Consider the following 14,534-nt stretch of genomic DNA (forward strand, 5'->3'; position numbering starts at 1 on the left):
GAATATGCACAAACATGCTCCACATAAAAAAAGACACGGGGGGTACAGTCCCTCCCGTGTCTTCAAAAGAATATCAAAGAATGGCTAAAACAGGCAGGCTGCTCTCACATATGCAATTGACTGGATGATAAAAGTGCGTTTTTTCATGATTTGCAGCCTCCCTTTCTTAAAATTGGTTATTGATTATCCATATCGTAGCACGCCTGTTTTTCAAAAGTCAACGCTTTTCTGAAAAATTGTTAGTGTAGATCTGGGGGTGGGTCTTCTGTCCCAGAACCATCCGACCCCGATGTCCCCTGACCCCACTATTCATGCCCGCACGCATCACAGCTTCAGCAAAGCCTGTGCCTTGTGGATGGTTTCCATATATTCGCTTTCAGGATCTGAATCGGCGACGATGCCGGCCCCTGCCTGCAAATACGCCTTTCCGTTTTTAATAACGAGCGAGCGGATGGCGAGGGCAAAATCGATGTCCCCGTTCGCATTCATGTAGCCGATCGCACCGGCATAGACATTGCGGCGGACATCCTCCAATTCATTGATCAGCCTCATCGCCTGCAGCCTCGGAGAACCTGAAACCGTCCCGGCAGGCAAACAGGAGATGAGTGCATCCAGCCCGGTTTTTCCGGGAAGGAGGCTGCCTTCCACTTCAGATACGATATGCATGACATGGCGGTAAAATTCTATTTTTTTATCCTTTTTCACATAAATGCTTTCCGGCTTGCAAAAGTCCTCGAAATCCCGGCAGCTCAAGTTCACAAGCATATGGTGCTCGGACAGTTCTTTCGGATCGGCAATCAGCTCATCGGCCAGCAGCGCATCCTCGTTTCGGTCTTTTCCGCGCGGGCGTGTGCCTGCAATCGGATTGGTCAGCACCTTTTCACCCGATGTTCTGATAAAACTCTCCGGCGATGCGCCGAGTACGGTGTACCCGCCGAAGTCAAGATAAAACATATATGGCGACGGGTTCGTGTTGCGGAGCACCCGGTAGAAGTGGAACGGATCATTGTTCACATCCCCCTCCATCCGCTGGGACAGGACGATTTGCTCAATCTCCCCATTCAGCACATGCTCCTTCGCCTGCTCAATCCGTTTAACAAACTCTTCCTTCTCCATCCGTGGGCGGAATTCAATCGGACAAATATCCAGCGCTTCGTCCAGTTCCCGGTTTTCAAGCTGCTTCTCAAGCGCATCAATCCGTCGGTCAAGCTTCTCGCCTTTCGTCTCGCCGTCTAAATCGATGGCAACGACATATACCGCCTGCTCAAGATGATCGAAAACAATCACATCTCCGAACACCATGAAATGGACATCCGGCACTTCGATTGCATCCTCAAGCTCCGGCCCGATATCGGCATAGGAACGGATGGCATCATAGCCGACATACCCGACAGCCCCGCCGAAAAACGGGAACGGCAGGCTCTCCTCGATTTCCGGTATTAATTTTTGCAGCATCAAAAGCGGCAATTCGCTCTCCTTTGTTTCCCCATCCACAGTTCTGACGACTGTCTCGCTTCCCTTGCCCTCGACTTCGAGAACAGGATTTGCACCGATAAACGAATACCTTCCCTGGTCGCTGTGTTTCAGCGAGCTTTCCAGCAGAAATTTTTTCGTCCCCTCCAGCCGCAAGTAAATCGAAATCGGCGTTAAAATGTCCCCATTCACTCTTCTCATCTTCACTCTGCTCAGTCTCGTCTCCATCCTCGTCTCTCCTTTTTTCTTGCCGATTGATAAAACCGCACCCCGGCCTGCCTACTAAATGCAAAAACGCCCCCAGGCTGCATAGAAATGCATATCCTGAGGGCGATCATAAACCGCGGTGCCACCTTGCTTAGCCGGAATACCGACTCACTCTTGTCCCGAGTATCGCCGGGAATACGCCGGAGCCTAGCCCAAAGCAGGGATCGGTCCGGAGGCTCGGAAGTCCATTCATCTGCGCTTATGCACCGGTTCACACCAACCACCGGCTCTCTTCAGCTCCATGCAGACTACTATTCTTCGTCATTGCCAAACTATTGTAAGGAAGATTTTAGATGGAATTTTCGCAATTGTCAACCCTATTTCCCCAGCATCAGCTTTCGATTACTAAAAAGTTTGCTTGCGATCGGAAAGAGAATCGCTGTCAGTACAATGTAGCTTGCTGCTGCTGTATAAAAGGCCGGCTGGGTCAATCCACCGTTGAAGCTGTCGCGTACAAACAAGAACAAGTTCATCACCGGTACCGTATAAAGCGCCACGTTCACTTTCTCGCTTAAGAAAAACATGAACAGCATCGGCAGGCTTATCAAGGAAATGACCGGAGCGATATAGTAGCCTGCCTCCTTGACTGAATTGGCCATCATGCTCAAAATGATTTCCAATGCAGAGATGAAAATGGAGAAAAGGGTGACCAGGACGATGCTCATCACGACGAACGAAACCGGCTGTTCAATCGACTCGAAGCCCTTTTTCAATTCGGTCGTAAAATTGATCATGACAGAAAGAACACCAATGCAAAGCAACCCGGTAAAGATGCCGAGCAGCGCAATCGTCATCCACTTGGCAAGCAGAATTTTCATCGGCTTAACCGGCGTAATCAACAGCGCCTCGATCGTTTTCTTTTCCTTCTCCCCTGCGAACAATTCAGTCGCAGACGGGTAGGAACCGTTGGCAATCGCAATCGGAATGAGAAGCGGGATCAGAATTGTCAGCATGAGCGTGGCTGCCGCATTGTCCTCATTCTTTGTTCCCACCGTCTCAACCTCGAATACATTTAAAATCCGGCTGTCGACGTTCTTCCCATCAAGACGAAGCTGGATTGCCTCCTGCTGCCAAGCGGAAAAGGCCGATTTAATAATGGATGTAGCAATGGATGATTCTTGGCTGCCCGGGTCATAGACGATACCCACTTGGACTGGCTGCTCCTGTTCCATCTTTTCTTGCCAGTCCGGATCGATCTTCAGGGCCGCCTGTACTTCACTTTCCTCAACCGCCTGGCGCACATCGTCTTTCCTCACAATCTTCATATCCGGCATGGCAGCTTGGAGCTGGCTGACGAGCTCATCATCGGCAGACGCCTCGACTCCAAGCTCGAAGGAGTTTTCCTTCTCCGTTGACAAAAGCTTATCATAGAAAAACGTAAGCCCTGCCATCATTAGAAACGGGAACAGAATGAGCAGGGTGATGCTCCGTCGGTCGCGGAGCACATCTTTCATCTCTTTCATGAAAATTATTTTAAACATACAAGTCCCCCCTGACGATTTTTGACGTAAACAGATAGTTCAGGTCTCGGCTGTTTTCCTGTTCATACAGCTCTTCCAGGCCGCCCTGATAGACAATCTGACCTTTATGCATCATGACGACATCCTCGCATAGCTGGGCAATCTCATCCATGATATGGGTGGAAAAGATGATCGTCTTTCCCTCTTCCTTGTATTGATAAATGCATTCTCTGAAAATATTTGAAGAGGTGATGTCCAGTCCTGTTGTCGGCTCATCAAAGAAGACGATGTCCGGATCATGGATGAGCGTGCGGGCGATCGCCACCTTCTGCTTCATCCCCTTGGAAAACCCGTCAACTTTCCGGTCAAGATATTTCCTCATCCCGAACTGCTTCGCCAGCAATTCAATCCTGTTTTTGATTTCATGCGGTGTCATCCCATACAGGCTGCCGAAGTACTCCAGATTTTCTCGTGCCGTCAATCGGTTATACAAGCCTGTCTCTGATCCGAACAGGACGCCGAGGCGGGACCGGATTATTTCCTTATGCTCAAAAATATCCTTGCCGTCAATCCGGATGGTCCCTTCATCAGGCTCAATCAGCGTGCACAACATCCGGAGCAGCGTCGTCTTTCCGGCCCCGTTTTCTCCGATCAGCCCGACAACATGCCCGCGCTCCACATTCATTGATACGTAATCTATCGCTTTCACAATCTGCTTTTTATCCTTGAATTGCTTCGATACCCCTTCCACAGCTATCATATAGACCGCCCCTTTCTGGATTCTGTTTTTATTGTACGATGCCGTCCTCCATCCGTCTGCCATTCGGTCGCAAAAGGGGAGGAACCTGTCGTGAAGGGGGAAAATGCACAGAGGAGCAGCCCGCGGTCGGCAAGCCCCTGAAACACTGTTTACAAGCGGGGCATTTCTGCCTATACTCAGTTTAGTAGATGGAAGTTTCGGAGATTGGCGCTGTTTTCATGAAGGGGGTGGGGCCGGATGAAGGTCGGAATTGTCGATGACCGCCTGCTCGATTTGGAGAAGGTCGAGTTCATTTTGGCGGAGGAAGAAGATGTCGAGATTGTCTTTTCAACGACCGATCCGGCGGTCGCCTACAAAGAGATTCAGAAGAACAAGACGGACCTGTTGATTGCCGATATCGAAATGCCCGGCATCTCAGGCTATGAGCTGGCAGATTTTATCCATACACACGGTTTACTGACAGCTGTTATCTTTGTGACGGCCAAGAGCGGATATGCGGTCCATGCTTTTGAGCTGAACGTCCTTGATTATATATTGAAGCCGTATAAAAAGGAGAGACTGCTCCAGGCTGTTGCGCGCTATCGGGAAAAGCAGCATGCAGGGAACCTGACCGGGCGGCTTGTCCTGAAGCAAAAGGGGCATATCGAGATGATTCCGAAAAAGGACATTATTTTCGCCGAACGGACGGGACGCTCAACGACGATTCATACGATTGATGATTTGCATGAGACGTACTTGACGATGAATGAGCTTGAAGGGAATCTACGGGAGCATAATTTCATTCGCTCACACCGCTCCTTCCTGATCAACCTCCATTTTGTCAAAAGCTTTTCCGTTTATACAAAAAAGTCGTACAGCGTTGCATTTGACGGGACAAAGAAAACCGCGATGCTGACGAAGGAAAAAATGGACTACTTGCAAAAGTATTTTTTCTGAGGTGGATCATGCAAAAATATATATCGATGCTCCTTTGGCTGGCCCTCTTTCTCTGGTCGGCCTTTTCCGGCCAATTTGTGGTGCTGCCCTTTTTGGCATTAGGCGCTGCTTTCGAGCTCGTTCTACTAAGGCGGGCACCGCTGCCAAAGCGCTGGGAGCTGCCTTTCCTCCTGATGCAGATTGGCTGGACTGCCGCTGCCATTCTAGCCGGCTCGCCATTTCTCGGGATCGGGTTGGCATGGCAGGCGTGGTTGATAAGACTGCTCGCCCGTTCATACAAAGAAGAACAGAAACGCTGTTCTTCCCTTGAAGAAAACATGAGGCAGCAGGAAGACCTTCTGGATGAATTACGGAGACAGAGGCATGACTATCAAAAACACCTTTCTGCTCTGCGACACGCCGGAAGCGGAGCAGAAGAATACTATGAGGTTCTCGAGGAGCGCCAAGCAGGTGTTGATACTTTGCTCCGAGATGAATCAAACCTGATTGCCGGGCTCCTTTATGCGTATTCAGAACGGGCGAGAGAAGCGGGCGTGGACCTGGATTATTCAATCCAGCAGCGTTTATCCGGCATACCGGTTAATCCGTATGAGCTCGTTTCTCTTCTCGGGAATATACTGGATAACGCGGTGGAGGCAGCCGCTGCCTATCAGAAAAGCAGCGGCAAGACGGGCAAAATCCTGTTCGTCTGCCGTAAACAGAGCGGCTTCTGGCTTCTCCATTGCCAAAACGATACAGTACCGCTGAAAAATGATACAATCGAAAAGATGTTTACGAAAAAAGCCATTTCCACAAAGGGTGGAGCCCATGAAGGGATCGGCACCCGGCAAATCATGCAGATCGTAAAAAAACATCACGGATTATTGGATTTTACGGCAGCGGGGACAGACTTCAAGATCAAAATCAAACTTCCCGATGTGATAGGAGGAAATGCTTGATTGGAACGGGCAGAATTGGAAATGAAAGAGGAACAGCTGATCGTCGAGACATGCATGCTCGGCGGTAAAATTATGATGCAAAGCGGCGCGGAGACGTACCGTGTGGAAGATACAATGATGAGAATGGCAGCGTGCTGCGGCTTTCCAAGAAGTGAAAGCTTCTGCACCCCGACCGGGATCATCTTTTCGTTAGGAAAAAGCCGGTCGACGCATTTTGTCCGGATTAGCAGCCGCGGAACCGACCTGGAGAAAATCGCAAGAGTGAACGAGATCTCGAGAAATATGTCATCCGGGCAAGTCAGCACGGAAGCGGCATTTGAAGCACTCAACAAGCTGGAATATGCCAACCTGATGTACCCCGTCTGGCTGCAGATTCTGGCATCTGCTATCGTCAGCGCAAGCTTTTTGATTATGTTCAAAGGCGTTTGGAGTGATTTTCTGCCGGCCCTGATTGTAAGCGGGACAGGGTTCGCCGTTCATCTCTTCACGAATCATGTGACAAAAGTGAAGTTTTTCGCCGAGTTTACCGGGGCGTTTACCATCGGTCTGCTTGGCGTGTTGTTTGTCAGTCTTGGGCTTGGCAAGCAACTGGACATTATCGTGATTGCATCCGTTATGCCCCTCGTCCCCGGGCTCCTGATCACCAATGCCATCAGGGATTTGATGGCCGGGCATTTTGTCTCCGGGCTTTCCAAAGGAGCAGAGGCGTTTCTAACTGCATTCGCCATCGGAGCTGGCGTGGCAGTCGTCTATTCATTTTGGCTTTAAAAGGAGAAAGAGATGCTATATTATCTATCCCATTTTATCTTCAGCTTTATTTCGGCCGCAGGCTTTGCGATGATTTTAAATGCGCCAAGAAAATCATTGATCCAATGCGGGACGGCCGGGATGGTCGGATGGATGCTGTATATTACGATGACTGACGCTGGAATTGATGTCGTGCAGGCCGCTTTTACAGGTGCATTCGCCGTTTCGCTCATCGGCCATTTTATGTCGCGCCGCTATAAAACCCCGATTATCATTTTCATCGTCGCCGGCATCATCCCCCTCGTGCCTGGCGGATCGGCCTATGATGCCATGCGCCACGTTGTTTCGAATGATTACTCGGGTGCCATCCCACTCGCCACGAAAGCATTCATCATCTCAGGTTCGATTGCGATGGGGCTCGTTTTTGCAGAAGTATTCGTCGGCCTGATCCTAAAGGCGATCAGGGGATACCATAGGAAACCGGGTAGAACGTAAAAAACCAAGCCAGCCCCAGCAGCGGCTTGGTTTTTTCATTATAATTCTTTTGTAAAACAGATGATTCGGTTTGCTTCGCGGAAGTTCAATTTTAAGTGCATGGCGAGACTCTCCTTGTTTGCTAATTCGCAATCACTGGCAAACTCCCGACAGCCTTTTTCCTTTGCCCACTTTTCGCATGCACTCACCATTTCTTTGGCATAGCCCCGTTTGCGAAACTCCTTTTTGACGTAAAGCCCTTCTAAATATCCTACTGGACTTGAGCGAGTCCCTTCCACATAATCATGACGCAGCTGGCATTGAGCGAACCCGACTGCTTCATTGCCATGGTAAGCCAAGATGATAACTGCATCAGGATTGGCCTCTAGTTTTGTTATTTCCTGAATAAAATCCTCAAGTTTGTGATTCGGCCAAAGCAGCAAGGCAAGACGGGCAGTGTCTCTCACATCTTCGCGTTTCATTTCTTTAATCATAACGCACCTCCAAATTTGTGCTTCCACACATGATTCGAACCAACCGTTTAACGGGACAGTTCTCTTGCCCTCATTCCTCGGACTGCAATCAGCATTACAGCTGAAATAAGGATCGTGCAGCCGACCCACAGCCAGGCAAGCCTCATATTTCCTGACTCGATGGCAACATAAATCGCAGTCGGCATTGTCTGTGTTTTTCCCGGAATGTTTCCGGCAAACAGCAGGGTTGCGCCAAACTCGCCGAGCGCCCGGGCAAAACTTAAGATCGCTCCCGAGAGAAGGGCTCGATGCGACAGAGGAACTGTGATATGGAAAAAGGTCCGCCAACCGCCTGCCCCGTCCACTTTTGCCGCATCCTCGATGTCTTGATCGACATTCTCGAACCCGGTTTTGGCCGCCTCGTACATAAGCGGAAAGGCGACCACGGCAGAAGCGATGACTGCTGCTCCCCATGTGAACATGACCGGCTGTCCGAAGAACCATTCCCATAGTCTGCCCGCCAGGCTGTTCCTTCCAAAACCCATCATCAGCAGAAAGCCGATGACGGACGGGGAAAGGACCATAGGAAGCAGGATTACCGTCTCAACAATGACTTTTCCCGGAAATAGACGGTTAGCCATCCTCTTTGCGGCCAGTATTCCCAGCAGCCAGACGATCGCTCCGGAAGCTAATGCGGTTTTCAACGACAATTGGACAGGAAACCAGAAATCCGCTGCCATTCAGTCCATTCCTTTAAATCCGTAATTTTTGAAAAACTTGAGCCCTTCGTCGCCCTGTATGTATTGAAAGAACAGCTCCGCTTCTTTTATATGGGCCGTATCCTCCAAGATTCCCGCCGGATAAACAATCGGCCGATTTTTTTTGTCCATCGGGAGCTCGATCGCCGTTTTTACCTTATCAGAAGCGAGAGCATCCGTTTTATAGACGAATCCTGCTTCCACATTGCCGGTTTCGACATAGGAAAGGGCTCCCTTCACATCTTTGGCGTAGACAATTTTGCCGGCAAGCTCCTCGTACAAGCCGGATTCCTTCAACACATCCTTTGCATATTGGCCGGCAGGTACCGTCTCTGGGGTCCCGATCGCCAATTTGCCGATATCCGGAGATAGCAAGTCCTCCAGATTGGTAATCTTGATGCCGGTCTGAGACGGCTGCACGAGGACGAGCTGGTTTTCGAGCAGACGGACAGCCTTCCCGCTGTCAATCTTGTTTTCCTCTATCAATCTTACAAAAGGCTCCTCCGCAGCTGACAGAAACAGATCCACAGGCGCTCCCTGTGAAATTTGCTGTTGCAGGGCGCCTGAACCGCCAAAATTGAATTGGATATGAATATTGCTGTGTTTTTTCTCAAAGGCGGCCTTGATGTCGGCAAGCGGCTGCTGGAGACTGGCAGCTGCCGAAACGGTCAGCTCCACCTTTTTGTCTGTTGACTGACATCCGGCCAGGGTCAGCATGAGACAAAGAAGCAGAATAAATCGGTTTGCTTTCAACTCGCACCTCCTGATAAGTAGTAACTTTCTTCCCAGAAAAAAACTGCCTTGTCCGGGTTCCCGGCCAAGGCAGCAATACCGTATCTTTATCCCACATGAACCGGCTGTATGTCCCAGCTTTACACATGGGGACCAACAGGCAGGAAAAAGCACGATTCGTTCAACGAATAATCAGCGGGGGGATACAGGTTGCAAACCAAGTCGCAGCATCCGCATGTTTTTTCGTGCATACTCATTGTTCCGTTGATTAAGGCTTCACTTATCCTGCGGAATATCGCAATGGCCGTCTATGCACGCACCGCCATCACCGTCGCCGGAGAGATCCTGCAGTTTCGGAGCCGGCTTTTCTTCTTCCCAAACTTTTTCAAGCGCCTGCTTGAATGTCGAGACGGGCTGTGCACCTGAAATGGCATATTTCTGGTTGAATACGAAGAATGGCACGCCGCGGACACCCATTTCGCCTGCAGTTCGCTCATCATAGCGGACATCATCGGCAAATGCATTTTCATCCTGCAGCACTGCAGCCGCTTCAGCTTCCTCAAGCCCTGCTTCCACTGCCGCTGCGAGCAGAGTCGGATGATCGCTCATTTTCTTCCCTTCGGAAAAATAGCCGTGGAACAAAATCTCAGTAAACCTTGCATCCTTGCCTTTTTCTTTTGCAAAATGGGCGAGACGATGCGCATCGAATGTATTCGTCGGCGTCATGCTTTCAAAATTGAAATGCAGCCCTACACCCTCTGCCTGCGCACCAATATCGGCATTTGCCTTTTTTGCCTCCTCTACCGAAATGCCGTATTTTCCAGCGATGATCTCATCGATGGAACGGTCGTTTTCGTTCGGGGAATTTGGATCAAGCTCATAACTTTTGAACTCGATTTCCACCTCATCCGGATGCGGAAAAGAGGAAAGTGCTTCTTCAAGACGGCGTTTGCCTATATAGCAGAACGGACAGACAAAATCTGACCAAACTTCAACTTTCATTTTTATCACCTCACCCATACTATAACTGTTTTACATTAAAGCTTCCAAGCAGACGAACTTCATGCCCGTATGTTTCCAATATTTTGATCGCTTTTTGCATATTTTCTTCCTCCGCGCTTTCATGGGCCTCAAGAAAGAAACGGTATGTGCCAAGCTTCCGCTTTGTCGGACGGGATTCAATCCACGTCAGGTTGATGCCGAGTGAGGAGAAAACGTTCAATATAACCGCAAGCAAACCCGGGCGGTCCTCTGTCGGCGTAATCAGCAGCAGGGATTTTTCAGGATTGTCGATCGTCCCCGCCTTCTTGGCGATAACGAGGAAACGGGTCGAATTCCCCTCAAGATCATGAATATTGCGCTTGGCGATCTCAAGGCCGAACAGATTGGCTGCCCATTCGGAAGCAATGGCTCCCGCATCTCCACGCCGTTCCTGCCGCAGAGTCTCGGCGGCATTCGATGTGCTGCTGAACTGTACCGTTTTAGCGCCGATTTCCTTCGTGAACTTCCGGCATTGGGCGAGCGCAGGTGGAATCGACCATAATTCCTTGATATTGTTGATTTTCGCTCCTTTTACTGTCAGCAGATGCATCGCAACAGGCAGAATCGCCTCTCCCTCTACTTCGACCTCATAATCCATCATGCCGTCCGTCGCCATCGTGATCGTCCCTTCGATGGCATTTTCAATCGGAATGATACCCTTGTCCGTTTTGCCCTCATGAACGGCTTCAATTACATCAAGAATCGAATCATACATGACCGTCTCCATCGGTACCCCGTCAAAATACCGGGCGGCCGCCTCCTCGGAAAATGTCCCTTTCGGACCGAGATACGCTACTTTCACCTTCACCAAACCCCTTCTCTTCCGCAAAAATTAAAGTCAATATTGGAAAAATTCTTATGTATAAAAGAAAAGGCGGCTCCGTTGCCGCCCCTTTTTTATTCGTTCAATGCAGATGTCAATGTTGGGACAATCTGTTTCTTTCTTGATACAACTCCGCGCAGAAGAGCCTGGTGATCATTGAGTGACACGCTGAATGCTTTCTCCACTGCTTCGGCTGCCTGGCCGACAGCAAGGACTGTTGAATCATTCGTCAAAATATCCGTAATTACAAACAGGAACAGATCCAAGCCTTTTTTCTCCGTGACAATCGCAAGCGTATTGAGAATTTCTTCTTTCTGCTTGAGGATATCATCAACCCCGATGGCATTGACTTGGGCGATTTCCACCTTGGCGCTGCCCATCTGGAATTCTTTCGCATCAAGGGAAAGGAGCTGTTCGATCGTCTTATCGCTGATGTCCGCGCCTGCCTTCAGCATCTCAAGCCCATAGCTGTCAGGATCAACGCCCGCAATTTCCGCCAATTCCTTTGCAGCTGCAACGTCTTCAGCCGTGCAAGTCGGCGATTTGAATAAAAGCGAGTCGGATATGATTGCTGACAGCATCAATCCCGCCATTTTCGCATCGATTTCCTGTCCTTGCTCTTTGTAGATCTTCTTGAGAATCGTTGCTGTGCAGCCGACCGGCTCAGCCCGGAAATAGAGCGGATCGGACGTTTCAAAATTGGCGATCCGGTGGTGATCGATCACCTCGATAATTTTGACGCTTTCAATATCTTCAGCGCTCTGCTGGCGTTCATTATGGTCAACAAGGATGACTTGATTCGCTTCATTCGCCACCTTTTCGACGAGCCTCGGAGCATCAACCTGGAAGTAATCAAGCACATATTGTGTTTCGCCGTTCAACTCGCCAAGGCGGACTGCTTCCGCATCCATCCCGAGCTTCCTTTTTAGATCGGCGTACACGAGCGCTGAGCAAATGGTATCTGTATCAGGGTTCTTATGTCCAAAAACAAGTATTTTTTCCATCGTTCTTCTCCTTGATCTATAGATAGTTTCTGTTTTTCCAGTTTACCATATGATCGGACCGTTGCAACTGTTTCCCGCCTCCTAGGTCTTGTGTTTTAGACGGCAGCAGAGCGGGAAAAGTATAGACCAAGATAGATAGGGGTGTGGAAAATGAAAAAAATATGGAACTCGCTAATCGTGCTGGCAGGTCTCCTGATCTTGCCATCTATTGCAACGGCGGAGGATCATGGGACTAAGACCGTTATTTCCTTCGACGGCATGAAAAGTAATTTTACACAAGCATATATAAAGAAAGGACTTCTCCCTCATTTCTCTGAGGTGCAAAAAAACGGGAAAACTGCTGATAAAGTAAAAACCGTATATCCATCCTTGACTGCAGCTTCCCACGCTGCGATGGCAACAGGAGCAAAACCTGATAAAAGCGGAATGATCAGCAATCACATACATAAAAGCGGAGAGAGACTGACAACTGCGCATAGCGCATTTTTCTCTCCGCTTGACGCCTCACCAATTTGGTCAGAAGCGCGGAAACAAGGCAAAACAACGGCGACAGTCCTATTTCCCGGCTCAAATCCGGACTACGGCCACGAAGCGACCTATGCAATCTACTATGGAGACACCTGGGCCAAAGCAAAAAATGAAAAATTAAAATTTGAACCGGCCTCCTTATGGGATGGGCTGCCCGAAAGCTTCTCCCCTCCTATGCTGACCAAACAAAAACTAAAGCTGAAGAAAGCAGATAACAAAGCGATTTACATTATGGCACTTGATACGACGGATAACGGAAAAATGGATTACGACCAATTTTATCTTGCAACGGATGAGAGCGGAAAGAATGCAGTCCAGACTAGTGAAGGGGAATGGGGTACATTCGCGGTCCATCCGAAAAAAGATACAGAAGCCGGGTTCGCTTTTAAAATCCGGGCCAAGGAGGATCTCTCCTCTGCCGTTCTTTTCCGTACTTCCATAACATCGGCAACCATTACGGGACCTGCCGGCTTTAAAGAGGAAATCAATTCCAAGTTCGGCTATTTTCCAATTGAAAGCGAGGATGAAGCTTTAAAGAAGAAATGGATCAGCCGCCAGGAATACGAGGAAATCGGCGAACGATTCGCCCAGTGGACGACAGATGTCTCATTATTCATCAAGGAAACCTATAAGCCTGACCTGCTATTTTCCTATTATCCTCATATCGATCATCAGGAGCATAACTATCTGCTGCTCGATCCGCGCCAGCCCGGGTATTCACTCGAGCAATCCAAGCGCTATATGAGCTATATTCAGTGGGCTTACGAGCTTGCAGACAAATCCCTGGGTGAAGTGCTGCCCCATATCGGAAAGCAGGATACACTATTCCTTGTTTCCGACCACGGGATGGAACCGGTCCACTCGAAAATTTCACCGAATGAAGTGTTGCAGGATGCAGGACTGCTGAAACTAGACAAAAAGGGGAAAGTTGACAGCTCCCGCTCGAAGGCATATGCAGTCGCAAGCGGGTCCATTGCCCATGTTTACATCAACCTTGAGGGCCGGGAAAAGGGCGGCATCGTCACGCAAAAGGAATACAGCCAGATTCAGGATCGCCTCGTCGACCTGTATGAGGATGTGAAAGTAAAACCGTCCCTCCTTCCCAAAAAGGAAACGTCCCTCCACTTGTTTACGAGATGGTGGATTGATGCCACTTCAGGAAAAACGACCTTTGCAGACAGCCGGACGGATTGGAAGGACATCTTCACTGTTTTAACAGGCAAAGAGGAAAACCCGTTCACGGAGGTGCTGAGAAGCGGCGATTCCAGCAAAAGCATGATCCGCCATAAAAATGCCGGTGATGTCGTCCTTGTGGCGAGAGAGGGCTACTACTTCGCGCAAGACGGCGGCGCAGAACTCCGGACGGCAGACGAACTTGGGAACCACGGCGGCAACCCGGAACGGTACGGCCTGGAAGCAATCTTCTATGCCTTGGGGAACGGGGTCGGCCGCGGCTCGATTCCGGGAGAAATCTCCACAACGGACATCGCTCCGACTCTTTATGATATGCTCGGAATCGAGCCGCCAGCCTTTGTCGACGGCAAACTGATTCCGGTTGAATAAAAATGAAAAAGCGGATGGGCGATCCCGTCCGCTTTTTTGCGAATTTCTGAGTTAAGATGATTTTTCGCCTGTAAGCAATTCCCTAGCTTTGCAAACGGCCCGTCTTAGATTCGGTTCCTCGATATTGCTGATCGGCATCCATTGCACATCATTTCCTTCTGAATTGGTGCCGATTTCTTCCTCTTCCAAAAGGACAAGGTAACGGAAGTCATAGTGCATATGCGCAGGTTCTTCCTTTTTTTCGTTTGCGGGGATGGAATGGATATCAATATCGATCGGATACTGGATAAGCTCCCTAAACAAGCTCCCGGTGAACCCCGTCTCCTCTTCGCACTCACGGATTGCCGCTTCATAAGGTGTTTCTCCACTATCAACATGGCCACCCGGCTGCAGCCATTTTCCGAGGCTCTGATGGAAAACCATCAAGGCACAATCCGGATCCGTCCGCTTGATTACAATGGCACTGGCGGTAATATGCCCCGGCAAAGCTTTCCGCGAAAACAGCTCTTCACCTGTTTTTATTCTTTTAAGCAAGTGAGACAACGCTTTTTCCTCAT

At 49.5% G+C, this 14,534-nt stretch carries 15 protein-coding genes and 1 other annotated feature; of the genes, 5 read left to right on the forward strand and 10 right to left on the reverse strand.

From position 1 onward, the window contains the following. Positions 1–324: 324 nt before the first annotated feature. The 3 genes from trpE to AC0TWI_RS12295 all read right to left on the reverse strand — a co-directional run bounded on the left by trpE (position 325) and on the right by AC0TWI_RS12295 (position 3,960). The gene (gene trpE / locus AC0TWI_RS12285; RefSeq protein ID WP_488126627.1) at positions 325–1,701 is read right to left on the reverse strand and encodes an anthranilate synthase component I; all 1,377 of its coding nucleotides are present in this window, start codon (positions 1,699–1,701) and stop codon (positions 325–327) included. A 95-nt stretch (positions 1,702–1,796) separates the two neighbouring features. Continuing rightward, positions 1,797–2,014: a binding site (T-box leader), on the reverse strand. 43 nt (positions 2,015–2,057) lie between these two features. After that, the gene (locus AC0TWI_RS12290; protein WP_488126628.1) at positions 2,058–3,221 is read right to left on the reverse strand and encodes an ABC transporter permease; all 1,164 of its coding nucleotides are present in this window, start codon (positions 3,219–3,221) and stop codon (positions 2,058–2,060) included. After that, entirely contained in the window at positions 3,214–3,960 is a 747-nt protein-coding gene (locus tag AC0TWI_RS12295) for an ATP-binding cassette domain-containing protein (protein ID WP_488126629.1), read from the reverse strand. Before AC0TWI_RS12295 ends, AC0TWI_RS12290 begins: the two co-directional genes overlap by 8 nt. Positions 3,961–4,197: 237 nt before the next feature. Between AC0TWI_RS12295 and AC0TWI_RS12300 the strand changes: the two genes are divergently transcribed. From AC0TWI_RS12300 to AC0TWI_RS12315, 4 genes are read left to right on the forward strand one after another with little or no spacing between them, the layout of a single operon-like run. After that, complete coding sequence (locus tag AC0TWI_RS12300; protein WP_488126630.1) at positions 4,198–4,896, forward strand: LytR/AlgR family response regulator transcription factor; 699 nt, start codon at positions 4,198–4,200, stop codon at positions 4,894–4,896. 8 nt (positions 4,897–4,904) lie between these two features. Continuing rightward, positions 4,905–5,834 carry a sensor histidine kinase gene (locus AC0TWI_RS12305; protein ID WP_488126631.1) on the forward strand — a complete coding sequence of 310 codons (930 nt, stop codon included), beginning with the start codon at positions 4,905–4,907 and terminating at the stop codon, positions 5,832–5,834. Next, a complete protein-coding gene (locus AC0TWI_RS12310; RefSeq protein ID WP_488126632.1) occupies positions 5,835–6,602 on the forward strand; it encodes a threonine/serine exporter family protein in 768 nt (255 codons plus the stop codon). A 12-nt stretch (positions 6,603–6,614) separates the two neighbouring features. Further along, complete coding sequence (locus AC0TWI_RS12315; RefSeq protein WP_488126633.1) at positions 6,615–7,076, forward strand: threonine/serine exporter family protein; 462 nt, start codon at positions 6,615–6,617, stop codon at positions 7,074–7,076. A gap of 38 nt (positions 7,077–7,114) precedes the next feature. Here the strand turns inward: AC0TWI_RS12315 and aac(6') are convergent, their stop codons facing one another. From aac(6') to AC0TWI_RS12345, 6 genes are all read right to left on the reverse strand, one after another. Then, the gene (gene aac(6') / locus AC0TWI_RS12320) at positions 7,115–7,549 is read right to left on the reverse strand and encodes an aminoglycoside 6'-N-acetyltransferase (RefSeq protein WP_488126634.1); all 435 of its coding nucleotides are present in this window, start codon (positions 7,547–7,549) and stop codon (positions 7,115–7,117) included. A 47-nt stretch (positions 7,550–7,596) separates the two neighbouring features. Then, positions 7,597–8,268 (reverse strand): molybdate ABC transporter permease subunit, encoded by a 672-nt coding sequence (gene modB, locus AC0TWI_RS12325; RefSeq protein WP_488126635.1) that lies wholly within the window; start codon positions 8,266–8,268, stop codon positions 7,597–7,599. Further along, complete coding sequence (modA, locus tag AC0TWI_RS12330; RefSeq protein WP_488126696.1) at positions 8,269–9,003, reverse strand: molybdate ABC transporter substrate-binding protein; 735 nt, start codon at positions 9,001–9,003, stop codon at positions 8,269–8,271. It abuts the gene before it with no gap. A gap of 291 nt (positions 9,004–9,294) precedes the next feature. Then, the gene (locus tag AC0TWI_RS12335) at positions 9,295–10,020 is read right to left on the reverse strand and encodes a DsbA family oxidoreductase (protein ID WP_488126636.1); all 726 of its coding nucleotides are present in this window, start codon (positions 10,018–10,020) and stop codon (positions 9,295–9,297) included. A gap of 19 nt (positions 10,021–10,039) precedes the next feature. Further along, positions 10,040–10,867, reverse strand: coding sequence for a prephenate dehydratase (gene pheA / locus AC0TWI_RS12340; protein ID WP_488126637.1), 828 nt, complete (start codon positions 10,865–10,867; stop codon positions 10,040–10,042). 89 nt (positions 10,868–10,956) lie between these two features. Further along, positions 10,957–11,886, reverse strand: coding sequence for a manganese-dependent inorganic pyrophosphatase (locus tag AC0TWI_RS12345; protein ID WP_488126638.1), 930 nt, complete (start codon positions 11,884–11,886; stop codon positions 10,957–10,959). Between the two features lie 150 nt (positions 11,887–12,036). Here AC0TWI_RS12345 and AC0TWI_RS12350 point away from each other — a divergent pair, with 150 nt between their 5' ends. Beyond that, the gene (locus tag AC0TWI_RS12350) at positions 12,037–13,977 is read left to right on the forward strand and encodes an alkaline phosphatase family protein (RefSeq protein ID WP_488126639.1); all 1,941 of its coding nucleotides are present in this window, start codon (positions 12,037–12,039) and stop codon (positions 13,975–13,977) included. Between the two features lie 51 nt (positions 13,978–14,028). Here AC0TWI_RS12350 and AC0TWI_RS12355 read toward each other — a convergent pair whose 3' ends face one another. After that, a complete protein-coding gene (locus AC0TWI_RS12355; RefSeq protein WP_488126640.1) occupies positions 14,029–14,520 on the reverse strand; it encodes an NUDIX hydrolase in 492 nt (163 codons plus the stop codon). Positions 14,521–14,534: the final 14 nt, after the last annotated feature.

Source organism: Lederbergia sp. B243.17, assembly GCF_057657925.1.

Excerpts from the sequence above, each read along its gene's own strand:
- trpE (WP_488126627.1), bottom strand. The coding sequence starts at position 1,701 with ATGGAGACGAGACTGAGCAGAGTGAAGATGAGAAGAGTGAATGGGGAC.
- AC0TWI_RS12290 (WP_488126628.1), bottom strand. The coding sequence starts at position 3,221 with ATGTTTAAAATAATTTTCATGAAAGAGATGAAAGATGTGCTCCGCGAC.
- AC0TWI_RS12295 (WP_488126629.1), bottom strand. The coding sequence starts at position 3,960 with ATGATAGCTGTGGAAGGGGTATCGAAGCAATTCAAGGATAAAAAGCAG.
- AC0TWI_RS12300 (WP_488126630.1), top strand. The coding sequence starts at position 4,198 with ATGAAGGTCGGAATTGTCGATGACCGCCTGCTCGATTTGGAGAAGGTC.
- AC0TWI_RS12305 (WP_488126631.1), top strand. The coding sequence starts at position 4,905 with ATGCAAAAATATATATCGATGCTCCTTTGGCTGGCCCTCTTTCTCTGG.
- AC0TWI_RS12315 (WP_488126633.1), top strand. The coding sequence starts at position 6,615 with ATGCTATATTATCTATCCCATTTTATCTTCAGCTTTATTTCGGCCGCA.
- modB (WP_488126635.1), bottom strand. The coding sequence starts at position 8,268 with ATGGCAGCGGATTTCTGGTTTCCTGTCCAATTGTCGTTGAAAACCGCA.
- modA (WP_488126696.1), bottom strand. The coding sequence starts at position 9,003 with ATGCTGACCCTGGCCGGATGTCAGTCAACAGACAAAAAGGTGGAGCTG.
- AC0TWI_RS12335 (WP_488126636.1), bottom strand. The coding sequence starts at position 10,020 with ATGAAAGTTGAAGTTTGGTCAGATTTTGTCTGTCCGTTCTGCTATATA.
- AC0TWI_RS12345 (WP_488126638.1), bottom strand. The coding sequence starts at position 11,886 with ATGGAAAAAATACTTGTTTTTGGACATAAGAACCCTGATACAGATACC.
- AC0TWI_RS12350 (WP_488126639.1), top strand. The coding sequence starts at position 12,037 with ATGAAAAAAATATGGAACTCGCTAATCGTGCTGGCAGGTCTCCTGATC.